The organism is Streptomyces hirsutus (genome assembly GCF_001418415.1).
Lineage (GTDB): Bacteria > Actinomycetota > Actinomycetes > Streptomycetales > Streptomycetaceae > Streptomyces > Streptomyces hirsutus.
The window spans coordinates 17,945-35,299 of record NZ_LIQT01000003.1; the positions used below are offsets into that span (position 1 = coordinate 17,945).

The following is a 17,355-nucleotide window of genomic DNA, read 5'->3' on the forward strand; positions in this document are numbered from 1 at the left end:
GACACCGGGCTGCCCGGATCCCGTGTCGTACGGTCTGATGTCGCGGCCGCCCACCGTCCGCAACGGGTCTCACCGAACCCGGCGGTGCCGCCGGTACGGCCGAAAGATCTGAACCAATACCGGGAATCAGGCCGCGACGAGCTCCTGCTCGCGGTCCGGCGTCTTGACCTTGGGCTTCTTGTTCGGCAGCGAGAGCCGGAAGACCTTGCGCCACGCGGAGAACACCTGCTTGGGTAGCGGCCCGGTGACGTACTCCAGCTCGTATTTTTCGAACAGCGCGCGCACCTTCACCGCGACCTCGGCGTACCGGTTGCTCGGCAGGTCCGGGAACAGGTGGTGCTCGATCTGGTGCGACAGGTTGCCGGTCATGAAGTGCATGGCCTTGCTGCCGCTGATGTTTGCCGAGCCCATCATCTGGCGCAGGTACCACTGGCCGCGCGTCTCGCCCTTGATCGACCGGCGCTCGAAGACCTGCACGCCCTCGGGGAAGTGCCCGCACATGATCACCGAGTGGGTCCAGATGTTGCGGACCAGGTTCGCGGTGAACGTGGCGGCGAGCGTGGTGAGGAACGACGGGCCCGACAGCAGCGGGTGGATCACGTAGTCCTTGAGCACCTGCTTGCGGATCTTGCGGCCCACGGCCTTGGCCCGCGCGCGGAACTCCGGGTTCTTGCGGCGGCGCTTGTGCAGGTTCTTGCCGAGCTCCAGGTCGTACGCTGCGATGCCGTACTCGAAGAAGCAGGCGTTGATGAGGTTCCACAGCGGCTGGCCGAGGTGGAACGGGTGCCACTTCTGGTCCTCGTCGACGCGCATGATGCCGTAGCCGAGGTCGTTGTCCTTGCCGATCACGTTGGTGTACGTGTGGTGCAGCTCGTTGTGCGAGTGCTTCCACTGCTCGGACGGCGAGACGTGATCCCACTCCCAGGTGGTGGAGTGGATCTTCGGGTCTCGCATCCAGTCCCACTGACCGTGCATGATGTTGTGGCCGATCTCCATGTTGTCCATGATCTTTGCCACGGACAGCCCGGCGGTGCCGAGCAGCCACGCGGGCGGGAAGATCGAGAACAACAGCACGCCCCTGCTGACCAGCTCGAGCTTGCGCTGCGCCGAGATGACCTTGCGGATGTAGGCGGCGTCCTTCTCACCTCGGCTGGCGATCACCTCGTCGCGGATCGCGTCCAGTTCGCGGCCCAGCTCCTCGATCTGCTCCGTGGTCAGGTGGGCGGTGGGGTCGATGGCGGTCAAGGTGCTCCTACCGTTCGATGTCACAGGGGCCCGCCGCGGCGGACACGCAGGTCTGGATGAGGACTCCCGGCTCGGCCTCGGTGATCTCGCCGGTGCGCAGGTCGCGGACGGCGCCCGCCTTGAGCGGCGTGACGCAGCCGAAGCAGATGCCCATGCGGCACCCGGAGGGCATGAGCACGCCGGCCTCCTCGCCGATGTCCAGCAACGGCGTGGCGCCGTCCGCGTCGACGGTCTTGCCGGTGGCGCTGAACGTGACCTCGCCGCCGTCGCCGGCGACGACGATGCCGGGGCGGAAGCGTTCGGTGTGCAGGCGCTCTTGGACGCCGTGCTCGCTCCAGTGCTCTTCGGCGGCGTCGAGCAGGCCCGCGGGCCCGCAGGCCCAGGTCTCGCGCTCGGCCCAGTCGGGCACGAGCTCATCGAGACGGGCGATGTCGAGCATGCCGTCCGTGGCGGTGTGCACCTCGGTGAGCCGCAGCTTCTTGTCCGCGACCAGGTCGTGCAGTTCGTTGCGGAAGATCACGTCTTGCGGCTGTGGCGCGCAGTGGATCATGACGACGTCGTCGAACTCGATGTCGCGCAGCATGCCCATCACGGGCGTGATGCCGCTGCCGGCCGTCAGGTAGAGCACCTTGGCGGGCTTGGCCTGCGGCAGCACGAAGTCACCGGTCGCCTGGTCGAGCTGGATCAGCGTGCCCGGTTTCGCCCTGCGGACCAGGTGGTTGCTGACCTTGCCGTCCAAGACCGCCTTCACGGTGATCGTGACGCGGCCGTCCTGGCGGTTGGTCGGCGAGGTGATGGAGTAGGCACGCCACAGGCGCACCCCGTCGACGTCGACCCCGATGCGCACGTACTGACCGGCTGTGTGACCGCGCCAGCCCCGTCCCGGCCTGATCACGACAGTCGCGGCGTCACCCGTCTCAGGATGCACGGCCTCGATGCGCCCACGCAGGTCAGCGCCCGCACGCAGCGGGCTGACCAGGTCGAGGTAGTCCGACGGCAGCAGCGGCGTCGTGACCATCTCCAGCATTTTCCACGCCCTGCTGCGCAGGGCTGCACTCGTCATGACTTCAGCTTGCTGCGCCTCACGGCGTAAAGTCCTGACCGCAGGACGTGAATCTGGTCGGCAGAACTGTTCGCAGGGAACAAAACGTGAGTCATGCAATCCGGAGGGCCAGCGAACTGGCCCTGGACGAGACGACGGTCACCGCACTCCGGGGCGCGCTGAAGACCACCGCCGACGAGGTCGTCCAGGCGATCATCGACGAGGTCCCTCCCTACGCCAACGCCCTTTCGGGCCGCATGGGCGCCACCATCCGCCGAGCCGTCCGCACCGCCCTGGGGCACTACCTGGACCTCGCGAGCGGGAACGCCACAGGCGGCGACGCCGGTGACGCGGCCTACGAGCTGGGCCGCGGCGAGGTGCGCGACGGCCGTTCGATGGACGCCCTGCTCAGCGCCTACCGCGTCGGCGCCCGCGTGGCCTGGCGATGCCTGGCAGCGGGTGCCGTACCCGCAGGTCTGCCCGCCGCCGAGGTCGCCAAGTTCGCCGAGCTGACCTTCGCCTACATCGACGAGCTCTCCGCCGCGAGCGCCGCGGGCCACGCCGACGAACTGGCCGCCCGGGGCAGGGCCCGTGAGCGCCACCTGGAACACCTGGCCCGCGACCTCCTCGCCGGCGCGAACCCGGACGTGCTGCTGGCCTCTGTCCAACGGGCCGGGTGGCAGCCTCCGGCTTCGCTGACCGCGGTCCTGCTGCCCGCCGCCCAGGCCCGGCCGGCCTACCGCGTGCTCGACCCGGGCACCCTCGTCCTCGACGATCTGCCGGACGCCACCGGTGTGTTGCTCGTCCCCGATGCCGACCGATCACATCTCTTGCGGCAGCTGACCGACCGCACCGCCGTGGTCGGCCCGGCCCGGCCATGGACTCGTGCGTCCGCCTCATACGCACGAGCCATACGCGCGCGCTCCCTCTCCTCTGATATTCGCGACACCGAGGACCACCTGACCGAGCTGGTGCTGAGCGCCGACGTGGACGCGTTCGCAGACCTGCGTGCCCGAGCCCTCGCACCGTTGCGGACCTTGCCTGTCGCGACCGCACGGCGGCTGGAGGAGACGTTGCGGGCGTGGCTGCTGCACCAGGGCAGGCGGGACGAGGCGGCGGCGGCGTTGTTCGTCCATCCCCAGACAGTCCGGTACCGGATGTCGCAGCTGCGGGAGCTGTTTCCGGATCTCGCATCGCCACACCGGGTCCTTGAACTGACGCTGGCGGTCGGTCTTCGGGTCGGCTGACGCGTACTTCGACCGTCCACGACTGCGTCCGCGAGCGGTCCAGGAACCGTGCCTCGTTCTCGGTGCCATCAGATGGCTCATGCGGCCCGGGGAAGAGCGGTATTCAGCCGACTGGGCGCTGTCACGTTGTCGAGTATGTGAGTGCCTGATGACGTGTCGGGGCGCGGGCCGGCCTCGGGCGGCGGTCCGGGTCAGGCTGTTGTGGGCAGGCCGGTGCTGCCGGTGATCTGGTTCCGGACGGCGAAGCGGACGGTCATCTCGGCGCGGTAGTCGGTGGCGGTCATCAGGTGGCGGCGGGGCCGGAAGCGGGGTGAGATGCCGCTGAACGCGGACAGGAAGCGCTGCGTCCCGCCGACCGAGGCGGGTTCGGTGGCCACGACGTGGATTCGGGCGGCCAGCCCCTTGGGGTACTTCGGGGCCGACAGGACGGGGTGGACCGGTGCGAGCGCGCAGGCGGCCAGCCCGCCGCCCGGCGCGTCGACGAAGCAGGCGCGGGCACCGCCCTCGGGCCGCAGCCGGTGTGCGAGCTGGTTGCGGCAGATGACGAGCCACTCCTCGTCGAGGGACTCGTTCAGGACGAGCTGCGAGCGCAGCCGGGTGATCTCGGCGGCGTCGTCCGCAGTGGCCGGTCGCGGAACGGGCCTTGTCACCGTGCCTGGTACCGGTGCTGTGCGTCATCGCGGGTCACCTCCGGGGATCGTGCGGAGCGGCGCCGGCGCGGCAGCGCAAGAGGGTACGGCGCCCCCGTGACTATCCCGGGGCTCGTCAGGCCCTGCGCGTCATGCGCTGGCGCAAGGACCTGACCAGCAACAAGAGCACGATCGAGCGACCGTACTTCGTCACCAGCCTCCCATCCGGCGCGGCGTCCGGAGCCCGGATCGCGGCCTGGATCCGCGGCCACTGGAAGATCGAGAACCAGCTCCACCACGTCCGTGACACCACGTTCGCCGAGGACGCCTCCACCCTCCGCGCCGGCCGCCTGCCCCGCGTGATGGCCAGCCTTCGCAACCTCGCCATCAGCGTCTGTCGGCAGGAAGGCCGCACCAACATTGCCGCAGCCACCCGCCACCATGCCCGCCACCCAGGCCGCCCCCTGGCCACACTCGGATGGACATGGTCAACCAGGACTCACGTGCTCAACCGGACAGAACCGCAACACGCAGAGTCCCCGCACGAGGCCGACGCGGTGATCAACCACCTCCGCGACGACTTCGGGGTCGAGCTGGTGTGCCGGGAACCGGACCTGTCGGTCTCGGCGTACAACGCCCGCGGCAGGCGGCCCGCATCCGCCCGGCACCTGCGTGACGAACGGCTCGTCGAGCACATCCGCCGCATCCACGCCGCCTCCGGGGAGACCTACGGAGCCCGGCGCGTCCACCGCCAGCTGCGACGCGAAGGCGTGCACGCCGCCCGGTGCACCGTCGAACGGCTGATGCGCGAAGACGGCCTGGAAGGCGGAAGACGCCTTCGAGGAGTTGGACGAGCCGCTCGGCCAGGACGAACTCGCTTTTATCGAGAGCGCCTTCAAGCCAGTTCCGGCAGGGGCGACATGTTTGGCCGATGCCTCCGAGACATGCGGTGACGACGTTCCCGTAACGCCGTCACGCGATGCCCGCCGCTGACGGCAGCCTCGCACGCGGCAAGGGCCCGAGCGGTACGCCGATGTAATCCACGTCACTTCACGTTCACCTCGAGCCACTCTGGGGATCGTAGTTAGAGATGTCCCGGCGCTCTGACCGATCCCCAACTGGGCGCCGAAAGCGCCGCATTGATCTTTCCGAGCACTGTGATACACATGAACGGAGCCGCGAAGCAGAAGAGCTGACCCGACCGCGTACAGGGCACCGGGCCACCGTCACCGACCCGCTTACCCGTCTCCTCCGAACTGGGTGACACCACCGCTTCGCCCCCTGGTGACACGACCGTCTCGACCGGGCAGGGCCGGACACCCCGCGCCATTGCCCGCCCCCACGACGACAGACGCACGCACGCACGCCACGCCGCGAACCACCCCCACCCATCGAGTCTTCGACAGCGAGGGAAGCAACGTGCCGGCACACCAGAAGCTCTACCTCCGCCCGTCCGTGGTTGCGCAGCCCCTGCTGCACCGCTGGTACGCGTGGCCTTATCTCCTGGCTCCCCACACCGGCGCACTGAACCTGCGGGACCGTCTTCTGCCCATCGTGGACAGTTACTTGAAGGCCCCGCACATCCATGAGCAGGTCACCGCGGACCCCCACCGCTACGGCGCGCCCTTCCTCGACCCCCAGGGTGCCGGTCAGGACGAGGTGCAGGCCGTCCGCGAGACGATGGCCAAGGACGGACAAGCCAAGCTGCAACTCGCCGACGACATCGACCAACTCCGTGCCCTGCTGCGGGAGAAGGCGCTCGGCGGATCGATGGAACCCCTGTATCCCGAGGTGCCCGCCTCGCTCCGCGGCCGCGTCGAGCTGGTCTACGACACCGCCCACCGGCCGACCTTCCGGTTCTTCGAGTCGCTGATGTACTCGTCGCCGGCCTTCGAGCGGCACGGGCAGTGCGTGTCCCTGACGGCCGCGCCGAAATCGCAGCCGTTCGTGTACAGCAGCCCCGTGCTGCCCAGCGCCGACCGCCTGGACATCGGTGTACCGTTCGACTCGTCCCTGTGGGACGAACTGTTCGCGGCCCGCCTCGCCCCCGTCGACGTCCCGGACCTCGCGGAGCGCCTCGGCATCGACGACACCGACCTCCCCGCCTTCACTGCCCTGTTCCATGCGACTCCGCCGCCGGCCCATACTCCGCCCCCGGCCGGAGACGTGCGGGTGCGCTACCTCAACCACGCCTCGGTGCTCATCGAGACGAGCGGCACCTCCGTGCTTCTGGACCCTCTCATCGGGTACACGGGGGACGGGCACCAGCACTTCACGATCGAGGACCTGCCGCCGCGCATCGACACCGTTGTCATCAGCCACTTCCACTCGGACCACTTCTCGCTGGAGACGCTGCTCCAACTCCGCACCCGCATCGGCACCGTCCTCGTCCCCCGTGCGTCCGGCGGCTCGCTCGCGGACCCCAGCCTCAAGACCATGCTCGAGGCACTCGGCTTCCCGAACGTCCAGGAGCTCGCCGAACTGGACACCCGTTCCGTGGGGGACGAAGCCGAGGTCACCGCCCTCCCCTTCCTCGGTGAACACGCCGACCTGGACATCCGCACCAAGATGGTCCCGCTCGTCCGGGCGGGCGGGCGCAGGTTCCTCTTCGCCACCGACATCACACCGCTGGAGCCCGCCCTCTACGACAATGTTCCCGGACTGACCGAGGCGCCGCTCGACGCCCTCTTCATCGGTCTCGAATGTGTCGGAGCGCCCCTCGGCTGGCTGTACGGGCCGCTGTTGGAGGAGAAGCTCTCCCGCGAGCACAACAAGGGCCGCCGGCTCAAGGGCAGCGACGCCGCGCAGGCCGACCAGCTCGCCCGGCAGCTCAACGCCCGCCACGTCTACGCCTATGCCATGGGCCTGGAACCTTGGCTGAAGCACCTCACCGGCTCCGAGTACGAGGCGGACGCGGAGCCGGTCCAGCAGGCCGCCGTCCTCAGCCGGCTCACCGCCGAACGAGGCGTCACCTCCGAGCTCCTGCGCGACCGGGCCGAGCGCACCTGGCCCGTGGTTGCCCCGACGGACCAGTAGGCGCCGCACCGGTACCCGTTCCCCTGTGCCCGTCATAGAACCCTTCTGGTGGTGCGTACATGCAGAGCAACGCCGGGCAGGGCGGCGCGTCGCTGCGCCGCTTGGGCCCGCCGCCTTCGCCTCCGACGTCGACTCCGGAACCGGCCGACCCCGGCACCGGCCCTGTCACGATGGTCTGTTTCCCGTGCGCAGGCGGGGGAGCGACCGGCTTCGCCCTCTGGCGGCGTCTGCTCCCCGAACACCTCGCGCTCTACGGCCACGTGGGGCCCGGTCGTGAGGAGCGCGGGGATCAGGCACCACTGTCGTCCGTGGACGAGCTGATCGCCGACGTGCTGCCGGACGTCCTCGCGCTTCCGGACCCCCTGGTCCTGGTCGGGCACAGCTTCGGTGCCTTCCTGGCCTACGAACTGACGCGCCGTCTGACACTGGCCGGTCGACCACCGCTGCGCCTCGTCGTCCTCGCGGCGGTCGCGCCGGGGGCCACGGCCATGGAGCCGCCCGGCGACGACCACGAGATCGAAGTGCTCTGGAAGCGGCTCGGCGCGAACACGGCGGGCCTGAGCCGGCCCGGTTTTCGCGAGTGGCTCTTCCCTGTGCTGCGCGCGGACTTCACCGCGCAGGCGGCCTACCGCCCGCCGGACGCCCGCTCACACGTCACCACCCCGGTCACGGTGATGTACGGCGACGAGGACCCGGTGGTGACGGCCGACGAGGCGGCGAACTGGCGGGCGTTGTGCTCGGGGCCGCTCGACATCGTGCCCATGCCGGGGGGCCACTTCTTTCCGCAGACGGCACGGGCCGAAACGACCGGCGCAATCGTCCGAACCCTGGAAAATGGGGCCGGACAACCGTCGAACCGGTCTTTCACGGTCGTCCCTCTCGGTAGGCGCTCGGCCGTGAAATGACGGCATGGAAAGGCCAATTGGCCCCCTTGATCACCCGATCGGAGGCGGCTACGCTACCCGAGTTCAGAAATTGAGTGATTTTCCTCAGGGGGATGTTTGCCGACGAACCGAAACAACCCGAAGACCCTGAATTCCCTTTTCGAGGAACGCGTACGTGCGGCCCCTGGGAACATCGCCTTGGAATTCGAAGGTGAATTACTGACCTACGGCGAACTGAATCGCAAGGCCAACAGGCTGGCGCACCACCTGCGCGACAACTGTGGAGTACGTCCCGACGACCGGGTGGCCATCCTGGTCCGCCGGCCACCGGACATGATCGTCGCCATGCTCGCCGCCCTCAAGGCCGGTGGCGCCTATGTCCCTCTGGATCCCGACAACCCGCCCGGGGTGACGCAGCGGATCATCGACGACGTGGCACCCGTGACCGTGGTGATCGAGTCTTCGACGGCCGCGGGCGCGGTGTTCTTCGGCGGCGAACTGTTCGTGCTCGACGTGATGGGCCCGCATCTGGCCACACCGGAGTCCGACCCGGCCCCGGCGGCCACGTCCACCGACCTCGCGTACGCGATGTACACATCGGGCACGACCGGCGCCCCCAAGGGCATCGCCGTCGAGCACCGTTCCATCGTCAACACGCTGACCTGGCGCAACGCCTACTACGGATTCGGCCCCCACGACGTGACCCTGGCGATGCCGCGGCCGTCGTTCGACAGCGCCGTCGCGGACACCTTCTGTGCCCTCACCTCCGGCGCACGCCTGCTCCTGCCGCGCCGGGACCGGATTACCGACCGGTCGTACCTCACCGGCCTGATGGAACACCACAGTGTCTCCCACTTCCTGATCACACCCGCGCTGTACCGGCGCCTCCTGGGCGGAATGGTGGCGCGGCGGCTGACATCCCTGCGCAGTGTCACGATCGCGGGGGAGTGGTTCACGACGAAGGTGACCCAGGAACACTTCCTCCGGCTTCCCGACGTACGCCTGTTCAACGAGTACGGCCCCGCGGAGAACGCCGTCTGCTCCACGGTGCACGCCCTCGCGCCCACCGACGAGTGCGTGCTCATCGGCAAGCCGATCGACAACACCGAGGCATTCGTCCTGGACGAGGCCGGCGCTCCCGTGGCACCCGGCGGTGTCGGCGAGCTCCATCTCGCCGGAGTGGGCCTGGCCCGCGGCTACCTCGGCAACCCGGAGCTGACCGCGGAGCGGTTCTTCACGCCGGCCACGGCGCCGGCCGCGGGCAAGCGCCTCTACCGCACCGGGGACATCGTCCGGCAGATGGAGGGCGGAGACCTGCAGTTCGTCGAACGGCGGGACGGGCAGGTCAAGATCCGTGGCCGGCGCGTGGAGCTGGGCCATGTCGCCCAGATCCTCTCGAAGGGGGACGGAGTGCGCCACGTCCACCTCCTGCGCCGTGACACGGATGCAGGCACGCCACTCCTGATCGCTTTCGTGGAGGGGCCCGCCGCCCATGACGTCGACCGGCTGCGGGCCTTCGCCCAGGACAACCTGCCCGGGTACATGGTGCCTTCGGCGATCGTCCCGGTCGACTCCCTGCCGCTCACCGCTCACGGCAAGGTCGACGAGACGGCGCTGAGCCTCCGCCACGAGGAGTCCGTCGGCCGAGCCGGCCCCGGTCCCGAGCCTGCGACCAGGGTGGAAGCCGTCCTCCTGGAGATCTGGCAGAAGCTCTTCGCCCCCCACCGTATCGACCTCGACGACGACTTCTTCGACCTCGGCGGCGACTCCCTCAGCGTGATGGACCTGGTCGCCGGAGTCGAGGAGCGGCTCGGCGTCCAGCTGGACAACTCGGCTGTCTACACGGACCGGACGATCCGGAGTCTGGCCCGCACCATCGAGAACCGACACAGCGACAAGGCGGGTACATCGTGAGCGGACAACGCGGTACGGAATCCATGTTCACCGGTGTCGACCACGACGTGGTCATCGCGGGCGGCGGACTGGCCGGGCTCTGCCTGGCCAAGCAGCTCAAGGACGCGTACCCGTCACTCTCGGTCCTCGTGTGCGAGCGTGAGCGCTCACCGATCCCGCTGTCGGCGTTCAAGGTCGGCGAGTCGTCGGTCGAGGTGGGCGCGTACTACTTCGACACCGTCATCGGTCTGCGCGACTACCTCGACGAACACCAGCTGGAGAAACTGGGCCTGCGCTACTTCTACGGGGACGGCGAAGGGCTGCACCAGGAGACGGAGTTCGGCGTCAACCGGTTCCTGCCCGCGAAGTCCTACCAGCTCAACCGGGGCTCCCTGGAGGAACACCTCAGGGTGGTGGCCCAGGACGCCGGAGCCGTGCTGACACAGGGCGTCAAGGTTCTCGACATCGAACTCGGTGAGAAGGACGCACCGCACCGGGTCGTCTACCAGCCCGACGGCGAGGGCGAGCCCATCGGCGTCACCTGCCGCTGGGTGGTCGACGCGACCGGGCGGCACCGGCTGCTGCAGCGCAAGCTCGGCCTCACCAAGCGTTATCCCAGGCCGCACAACTCGGTCTGGTTCCGCCTCGGGGGCCGGCTCGACACCGACGAGGCGGTCGACGCCGAACACACCGACTGGCACGAACGGATCACCGAGCCACGATGGCACTCCACCAACCACTTCATGTTCAAGGGAGGCTGGGTCTGGGCCATCCCGCTGGCCCCCGACCACACCAGCGTCGGCATCGTCGTCTCCGACGACCTGCACCCCGTGACTAAATTCAACCGCATCGAGAAGGCCATCGACTTCGTGGTCGAGCGTGTCCCGGGCTTCGCCCCGGCCATCCACGAGCTGCCCGTCCTGGACTTCCGTGTGCTGAAGAACTACAGCCATTCCTCGCACCAGGTGTTCTCGCAGGACCGCTGGGCGTGCGTCGGTGACGCCGGAGTCTTCGCCGACCCGTACTACTCGGTCGGTTCCAACCTGATCGGCTACGCGAACAGCTTCGTGACCGAGATGGTCGGACGCGACACGAAGGACGCCTTCGACGAGGGCTTCGTGCGCTACGCCAACCGCTGGTTCCTCTCGCTCGCCGAGGGGCTCACCAACAACATCCAGGGCTCGTACGTCTTCCACGACAACCCTGTGATCATGTCCCTGAAGACGATCTGGGACTACTACGTCGGATGGTCCTTCTCCGACCCGCAGTTCTACGGGAAGACCTTCCTGGACGAGTCGGCGAGCACGACGCTGAGCTCCCTCGGGGCGCACGCGATCGCGACCCAGGGCAACATCATGAACCTCTTCCAGAGCTGGGCCCGCGCCTATCGCGGTGTCTTCGAGTTCGACTACATCGACTACTTCGACGACGTGCCGACGCTCGCCAGGCTCTTCGTGCAGAACCTGCCCGGCGGGGGGACGCCCGACTACGGCACGGTCCTCACGAGCGTGCGCGACGGCCTCGAGCGCATCGAGGAACTGGCCCACGTCATTTTTTACCTCGCGCTGGAGGACGCGCTGCCCGAGCGCCTGGAGGAGGTCAGGGCCCGTGGGTGGCTCAACGTCGCGGTACTGAGCCTGGAGCCGGAGCGCTGGGAGAAGGACGGACTCTTCGCACCGAAGAGCCGCCCGCGCCTGGACCAGGTCAAGGCCCTGGAGGAGGAGATGCGGGCGCTGTACCGCACCCGGCGGTCCGTGCGGGCGTGACGCACAGCAGCAGGGGCGGAGGGGTCATTCTCCTCCGCCCCTTCGTGCCGCCCCGCGTCAGGCCGGCTTGTGGCCGACGCCCACGGCCCTTCCGGCGCCGTCCGGGGCGCCGTCGGCGTCGTGGCCCCCGGCCGTGCCGTCCGTCGCCCGGATCCTGCGCACCAGGACCAGCAACGGCTGGGTCAGCAGTGTGGTGGCGATGGCCATCAGGACCAGCACGGTGTAGAGCGGACCGCTCAGCAGACCGGCCTCGTGCCCCGCGTTGAGAGCGATCAGCTCGGTCAGGCCGCGGGTGCTGAGCAGGACCCCGATCGTCATCGACGTCCGGTTGTCCAGCCCGGACATGCGGGCCGCCAGTGCGCCGGGCACCACTTTGACGAAGACCGCGAGCACCGTGACCGCCAGAAGGACGGCGATCGCGGTGCCGTCCAGCGAGCCGATGGAGACGCTCCGGCCCGAGACCACGAAGAAGAACGGCAGCAGCAGGGACCCGATGCTGTCCAGCGAGCGCACCAGGTCCGGGCTGAGCGTGCCGTCCGGCTCCCGCGGCGTCACCACCCCGGCGAGCAGCGCACCGAAGATGACATGCAGCCCGAGGGCGCTGGTCGCCCAGGCCGCGGTGAACGCGAACGCGGCCAGCACCGAGAGGCGGGCCGCCGAGGACACGCCGGTCGAGCGTACGAGGCGGCGCAGCAGCAGACGCGCGGGCCAGACCATCACCGCGACCAGCACGGCGAGCAGGACCAGACGAACCGGGAGCGCCATGCCCGAACCGTCGTCGTCATCCATGAGGGTGCCCAGCAGCACCGACCAGCCCACCACGTCGATCAGGCCGGCGGACGACACGGCGACGACGCCGGGCACGGTACCGGCCAGGCCGTTCTCCCGTACCACGACGATCAGCACCGGAACGGCCGTGATGGACAGGGAGACGGCCAGGAAGACCACGGACCGCACCGACATGTCCTCGGGAAGCCCCAACTCGTGCAGGGTCCCGGCGAAGAGCATCGCGGCGCCCGCGCCCAGCACCATCGGTACGACGAAGCCCGCCACCGCGATGGACAGCGTGGACCGTGAACGGCCGCGCAGCAGGCCCAGATCCAGCTCGTATCCGACGAAGTAGAGGAAGAGGACGAGCGACACCTGGCCCAGGGCGGTCAGCATCGGCGCGATCTCGGCCGGGAAGAGTGTGTCGCCGACGGAGGACGGGAGCTGGGACAGCAGGCTCGGCCCCAGGGCGATCCCGGCCATCAACTGGCCTACTATGGAGGGTTGTCCGAGTTTGCGTGCCAGCATGCCCGCTCCGTGGGCGGCCGTCAGGATGAGGGCGGTCGCGCCGATGAGATGGGTGATGGTCTCGTCCGGGCTCAAAGAAGTCCCCCTGATATCGGTTGACGCAGGAGTCGAGTCGGGATCGTGGGACGGGACGCCCGGTGGCCGTCGGCGGGATCGGGACGTCCGCACTGATGTGGATGACTGCCCCCGGCGGAGTGGAACTCGACGCGCGTGCAACGGGGACGACGGACACACTATATCCAGGGATGATCTCCGGTTGCGGCAACTCTTTCTCATGAGGGAGAAATTCAAGCCGATCACCGTTGGGGGGTGTTGCGGGCCGTCCGGTGCTGCCGTAGCGTCGGCGGCATTGATTGTCCGGTGCGTCGGAGTCGGCCAAGGCCGGGGTGGCCATTTGTCATCGGCATTGCGGCGCCCCTGCGAAGTGGCCCACCCCTGTGTCCGCTTGTCCAGCCGCCGATGTAATTCCGACGTGCGACCACCCGACCGAAAATGCCTCTTGAAGGGCTCTCCGCGTTGCGTCATTCATCTTCTTCGGCCGATTCGAACTACCCGCGGCCGCTGGAGGCCTACGGATGGTTTCCTGAGCTCGACGACCACTTCACGTCCGTGGCGGACGCCTCGTGGGTACCGGGCAGGATCGTTCGCGTCGACCGCGGCCGCTGTGACGTCGTGATCGCCGACGGCGACCGCGAGGTCGCCGTGGTGCACGCCGACACCGGCCCGGTGTCGGACCCCGACCCGATGAAGGCACCGTGCACGGGTGACTGGGCGGCGGTCTCGGTCGGCGCCGCCGGCGCCTACGTCCAGGCGCTGTTGCCGCGGCGCACGGCCATGGTCCGCTCGAGTGCTTCCCAGCGCTCGGAGGGCCAGGTGCTCGCCGCCAACGTCGACACCGTCGGCGTCGTCGTGGCACTCGACACCGAGCCGGACCTCGGCAGGATCGAACGGTTCCTCGCCCTCGCCTGGGAGAGTGGTGCCCAACCTCTGATGATCCTCACCAAGTCGGATCTCGCGGAGAACGCGGATGCCGTCCGCGAGACGGTCGAGCAGGCCTCGCCCGGAGTTGACGTGCTGGTCGTCAGCGCCACCACCGACGACGGGATGGACATCCTCTCGGCACTCCTGACCGGGACGAGCGTCCTCGTCGGTCAGTCGGGCGCCGGCAAGTCCACCATCGCCAACGTGCTGCTGGGCCGGTCCACGATGGAGACCCGGCAGACCCGCCGCGACGGCAAGGGCCGCCACACCACGACGACCCGCGAGCTGATGCCGCTGCCCGGTGGCGGCGTGCTCATCGACACCCCCGGGATCCGCGGTGTCGGCATGTATGACGCCACCGACGGCCTCCAGCAGACGTTCTCGGAGATCGAGGAGCTTGCCGAGGAGTGCAGGTTCCGCGACTGCGAGCACGTCGCCGAGCCCGGCTGTGCGGTGATCGAGGCCATCGAGGACGGCATGCTGCCCCAGCGCCGCCTGGACAGCTACCGCAAACTGCTCCGTGAGAACGAGTGGATCGCCTCGCGCAGCGACGCGCGCCTGCGTCAGGAACGCCTCAAGGCACTGAAGGCGCACGGCAAGGAAGGCATGGCCAACATGCACGCCAAGCGCGGCTGACGCGCGGCGGAATCCCGTGCCGTCCCCATGAGGGACGCCCGCACGCGCCCGTCCCGGCGTACCCGGCGGAACACGGCGGACGCGTCACGAGACCCAGGGCGGCACGCCGTGCGCCCAATGCCGCCGTGCCGACAGGCAGTTGTTCTGATCGATCCCAGAGCAAGGGGAAGCGCCAGTGACATCTGACTCTGCTGTGCCTGCCACCACGATCCGCCCGCGACGCCGGGGCGCCTCGCAGCCCGCGCGGGCCCGTGCCAGGCTGCCGCTCACCGCCGGTGCCTCCGACGGCCTCGCCAGGGTGTCCGGCGGGCGCCCCTTGGAGGAACTGGTCGCCCTCACCGCGGCGAGCGCAGTGGTGGTCGGCCTGGCGGAAAACACCGAGGAGCCCACGGTGGCCGTGTCGGGGTCGGCCGGCCCGGTGCCGTGCCGGGTCGGTCCGGCCGCCCTGCCCACCGTCGCCCACCTGGTCCGCGCCGTCGACGCCGAACTGCGCTCGGCCCCCGCCCCGGCCGACGTGCCGGCGGCACTCGCCGAAGCGCTTCTGATCCGTTCCGCCAGGGTCGGCGAGACCTCCCCGGGACGGACGTCCGAGTGGGACGGCATCGAACTGACCCTGACCGCTCCCGCCGCCGACGGCAGCCGTGAACTCGTTGCCGAAGCCGGCCCGGAGCGCGCCGAGGCATGGTTCCTGGAGATCCTCCTGCGGTCCGTCTCCCAGACGCTGGCAGGCTTCACCGAGCCGCACGGCGCCGTCGCGGACCTGGCACCGGCCGCCCCCGACGACATCGCGACGGCGATCGAATTCGGCCGCAGGACCTTCGTGCCGGACGGGGCCACCACGACGCTCGTCGCGCCGATCGAGGAGGCGGTCCGCGCGCATGCCGACCGCCCGGCGGTCGTCGCGGGTTCCGACACCCTCACATACCGGGAGTTCTGGCAGGCCACCCAGGGGGTGGCCGCCCGACTGCACGCGTCGGGCATCGGCCGCGGCGACCGCGTCGCGGTACTCACCGGCAAGTCCGTCCACGCCGTACCCGCGATCACCGGCACGCTCCTCGCCGGCGCGGCCTACGTGCCGCTCGACCCCCGCTCCCCGGCACCTCGGCTCGCCGAAATCCTCGACGACGCCGCGTGCTCCGTGGTGCTCGCCGCACCCGAGCTGCGCACGACACTGCCCGCCGGGCTCACCGCCCCGGTCATCGACATCGACATCGGCGCCGCGGCCGGCGCCGCGGCCGGCGCCGGCGCCGGTGCCGGTGCCGCCGTGCCGGCCACGGCCGGGCCGGACCCGGACGATCTCGCGTACGTCGTCTACACGTCGGGCTCGACCGGCAAGCCCAAGGGTGTGGAGGTCCGGCACCGTGCCGTCGCGAGCTATGTGCGGTGGAAGGTGGTCAACCACCGGTTCGACACCGGCACCCGCCTGCTGCAGCTTCCGTCGCTGGCCTTCGACAGCTCGGTGGCCGACCTCTTCCCGGTACTCGCCTCCGGCGGCCTCCTCGTCCTGGCGGACACCCACAAGCTGCTGCCGCGACAGCTCGCCGAACTGGCCGGGCAGCACCACGTCACCCACCTGACGACCGTCCCCAGCCTGTACCGGGTGCTCCTCGACGACCTCGCGGACGCCGCCCACTCACTCCACGCCGTCACCGTCGCGGGCGAGGCCACCACGGCCGACCTGGCGCGGCGTCATCACGAACGGCTGCCCGGTGTCCGGCTCATCAACGAGTACGGCCCGACCGAGAACTCGGTGGGCGCCACCGCCTTCGACCACGGCCCGGACGCCGGCCCCGGCCTGCCGATCGGCCACGTCATCCCCAACACCGTCGCCACCGTGACCGGAGCCGACGGCCGCGCCCTGCCGGCCGGCTTCGTCGGCGAGCTGAGACTGGCGGGCCATGGCCTGGCCGACGGCTACCGCAACCGTCCGGACCTGACCGCCGAGGCGTTCGTCGCCGACGCCGAGGCGCCCGGCGGACGCAGCTACCGCACGGGCGACCTGGTGTGGTGGCGGCCGGACGGCATGCTCGAGTTCGCCGGGCGGGCCGACGACCAGGTGAAGATCCGTGGCCACCGCGTGGAGCCGGGCGAGGTGGAGAGCGTGCTGGCGTTGCTCCCCGGGGTCTCTCAGGTGGCGGTCGCCGTGGTGCCGGGCCCCGACGGAGCCCCGTCCCTCGCGGCATGGCTGACCGTCACGGACACCACGGTGGACGACATCAGGGCCGGTGCAGCCGCCGCGCTGCCGCCCGCCATGGTGCCCAGCTCGCTCACCCTGATCGACGACCTGCCCCGGATGGTCAGCGGGAAGATCGACCGGGGAGCGCTGGTCCGGCTCGCCGGGACGGCCGCGCCCGCGCGGCAGCACGACGGACCGGTCACCGGATCCCCCGCCCCGGCGGCGTGCGCCGCCGACGACGTGTCACTGACGGTCGCGGCCATCTTCGAGGAGGTACTCGCCGCCGGGCCCGTCCACTCCGACGCCGACTTCTTCGACGAGGGCGGCCACAGCCTGCTGGCCATCTCCGTCCTGGACGCCATCGAGAAGCGGCTGGGGGTCGCTGTGGACCTCGACGACTTCTTCCGCACGCCCACGATCCGCGCGGTCACCGAGCTCGTCCGAGAAGCCGCGCCGGTCCCCGGGAACTGACCCGCTGAGGAGCGCACGTGGCGGCTCTCGTGCGGGCGCCCGTCCGTATACAG

Annotated in this window: 11 protein-coding genes and 1 pseudogene; 8 read left to right on the forward strand and 4 right to left on the reverse strand. The window is 69.8% G+C overall.

The features are described 5' to 3' along the window. Window positions 1–126: 126 nt before the first annotated feature. Together AOK11_RS00325 and AOK11_RS00330 are read right to left on the reverse strand one after the other, a co-directional pair. Window positions 127–1,245, reverse strand: coding sequence for a fatty acid desaturase family protein (locus AOK11_RS00325; RefSeq protein ID WP_055591572.1), 1,119 nt, complete (start codon window positions 1,243–1,245; stop codon window positions 127–129). A gap of 7 nt (window positions 1,246–1,252) precedes the next feature. Further along, window positions 1,253–2,308, reverse strand: a complete 1,056-nt coding sequence (locus AOK11_RS00330) for a ferredoxin reductase (protein WP_055591573.1) — start codon at window positions 2,306–2,308, stop codon at window positions 1,253–1,255. An 86-nt stretch (window positions 2,309–2,394) separates the two neighbouring features. On the opposite strand from AOK11_RS00330, the gene AOK11_RS00335 reads away from it, so the two are divergent. Continuing rightward, window positions 2,395–3,534, forward strand: a complete 1,140-nt coding sequence (locus AOK11_RS00335; protein WP_055591574.1) for a PucR family transcriptional regulator — start codon at window positions 2,395–2,397, stop codon at window positions 3,532–3,534. Window positions 3,535–3,725: 191 nt separating this feature from the next. On the opposite strand, the pseudogene AOK11_RS38805 reads toward AOK11_RS00335, so the two are convergent. Continuing rightward, window positions 3,726–3,893 (reverse strand): annotated as a pseudogene (locus AOK11_RS38805) (IS6 family transposase); the annotation flags it as partial. 422 nt (window positions 3,894–4,315) lie between these two features. Between AOK11_RS38805 and AOK11_RS42595 the strand changes: the two are divergent. The 5 genes from AOK11_RS42595 to AOK11_RS00365 all read left to right on the forward strand — a co-directional run bounded on the left by AOK11_RS42595 (window position 4,316) and on the right by AOK11_RS00365 (window position 11,742). Further along, a complete protein-coding gene (locus tag AOK11_RS42595) occupies window positions 4,316–5,116 on the forward strand; it encodes an IS3 family transposase (RefSeq protein WP_055591576.1) in 801 nt (266 codons plus the stop codon). Between the two features lie 466 nt (window positions 5,117–5,582). Then, the gene (locus AOK11_RS00350) at window positions 5,583–7,199 is read left to right on the forward strand and encodes an MBL fold metallo-hydrolase (protein ID WP_063793393.1); all 1,617 of its coding nucleotides are present in this window, start codon (window positions 5,583–5,585) and stop codon (window positions 7,197–7,199) included. A 59-nt stretch (window positions 7,200–7,258) separates the two neighbouring features. Next, a complete protein-coding gene (locus AOK11_RS00355) occupies window positions 7,259–8,104 on the forward strand; it encodes a thioesterase II family protein (RefSeq protein WP_079034531.1) in 846 nt (281 codons plus the stop codon). 96 nt (window positions 8,105–8,200) lie between these two features. Beyond that, a complete protein-coding gene (locus AOK11_RS00360) occupies window positions 8,201–9,997 on the forward strand; it encodes a non-ribosomal peptide synthetase (protein ID WP_079034532.1) in 1,797 nt (598 codons plus the stop codon). Further along, window positions 9,994–11,742, forward strand: a complete 1,749-nt coding sequence (locus AOK11_RS00365; protein WP_157869252.1) for an NAD(P)/FAD-dependent oxidoreductase — start codon at window positions 9,994–9,996, stop codon at window positions 11,740–11,742. Before AOK11_RS00360 ends, AOK11_RS00365 begins: the two co-directional genes overlap by 4 nt. A gap of 57 nt (window positions 11,743–11,799) precedes the next feature. Here AOK11_RS00365 and AOK11_RS00370 read toward each other — a convergent pair whose 3' ends face one another. Then, on the reverse strand, window positions 11,800–13,113 hold the full coding sequence (locus AOK11_RS00370; protein ID WP_055591580.1) for a cation:proton antiporter: 1,314 nt from the start codon (window positions 13,111–13,113) through the stop codon (window positions 11,800–11,802). Window positions 13,114–13,530: 417 nt separating this feature from the next. Here AOK11_RS00370 and rsgA point away from each other — a divergent pair, with 417 nt between their 5' ends. Both rsgA and AOK11_RS00380 read left to right on the forward strand, forming a co-directional pair. Then, window positions 13,531–14,655, forward strand: coding sequence for a ribosome small subunit-dependent GTPase A (rsgA, locus tag AOK11_RS00375; protein ID WP_055591581.1), 1,125 nt, complete (start codon window positions 13,531–13,533; stop codon window positions 14,653–14,655). A gap of 193 nt (window positions 14,656–14,848) precedes the next feature. Further along, window positions 14,849–17,302, forward strand: coding sequence for a non-ribosomal peptide synthetase (locus tag AOK11_RS00380; protein ID WP_055591582.1), 2,454 nt, complete (start codon window positions 14,849–14,851; stop codon window positions 17,300–17,302). Window positions 17,303–17,355 lie beyond the last annotated feature (53 nt).